General features: G+C 68.4%; 2 protein-coding genes. Both read left to right on the top strand.

What is annotated here, in order from left to right; all coding sequences use genetic code 11:
* The coding region (locus Q8Q85_10400) for a hypothetical protein (GenBank protein ID MDP3774664.1) at positions 1 to 495 on the top strand (495 nt) is incomplete at its 5' end.
* Positions 496 to 710: 215 nt separating this feature from the next.
* Positions 711 to 1,095: NAD-dependent epimerase/dehydratase family protein (locus Q8Q85_10395; protein MDP3774663.1), on the top strand; the 385-nt coding region annotated here is incomplete at its 3' end.

Raw genomic sequence — 1,095 nt, 5'->3', positions numbered from 1 at the left:
CCTATGACGCCGCCCAGGACGAGGGTCCCGTCGATCGCCACCCGCACCGCCGGCGCCTCATCGGAGCGGCTGCTCGGCGCGCTTTCCGTGGCAGACTCCTCGAGGCCGGCGGCGGAGAAGCTGATCCGGCGCGAGCTGGGGCTGCTGTTTCGCTATTGGACGACCCGCGAGATCTGGCAAGCGCTCGATGCGGATGAGGCCGGCGCAAAAGCCATGAACCTCGCGCTGCTGCGGCTGTTCACCGATGGATTCAAGCTGCCGCGCGACGGCACCGGGCTGCGCTACGCCGAGCTCTCCTCGGCGGCCGATGAAGTGAAGGAGCTGGCCCAGCGGCTCTCGGCGGCGCTGGGACCGCTGCCGGAGGCGTTCACGAGCGAGCTGCAGAGCGGGATCCTGCCGTGGCGGGACGCGGTCTTGCAACACACCCGCGAGGCGCTGGACCTGCCGTTGCCGCGCATCCAAGAGACGGTGAGAGCGTGGACCGCCTTACCGTAACGGTAGACCCTCCACGGCGGCTATGAGAGAATACGCTCCATGACCCGACCACCTGCGCCCATGGGATACCCGGCAAGCACCAAGCACCAAATCCCAAGCACCAAGCAAGCACCAATCACCAAGCACCAAGCACCACACCGTTTGGAATTTGGTGCTTGGAATTTGTTTGGGATTTGGAATTTGGTGCTTGGTGATTATTGTTGGCAGGTGGTCGGATGAAGCTGCTCGTGACCGGCGGTACCGGGTTTCTCGGGCGCGCGCTCATTCCGCGCCTGCGCGCGCACGGCCACGGGCTCGTGCTGCTCACTCGAAAACCTCGTCCCTCGCCGGGCCTATCTGATTCCGGCCCGGCTTCGGGATCCGCGGCCGCCCGCCCTCCGCCGGCGGCCGTCGGATGGGACAGCGGCTGGGAGCGCGACCTCGCCTCCTTCGACGGCATCATCAACCTGGCCGGCGAATCGATCGCCGGCGGCCGGTGGACCGCGGCGCGCAAGCAGGCGCTCCGCGACAGCCGCATCGGGACCACGCGCCGCCTCGTGCAGGCGCTGGCCGCGGCCTCGCCGCCGCGCCCGTCGGTGCTGGTCAACGCCTCCGCGATCG

Source organism: Gemmatimonadales bacterium, assembly GCA_030697825.1.
Taxonomy (GTDB): Bacteria; Gemmatimonadota; Gemmatimonadetes; order Gemmatimonadales; family JACORV01; genus JACORV01.
This window is presented reverse-complemented; position numbering and strand designations above follow the sequence as displayed.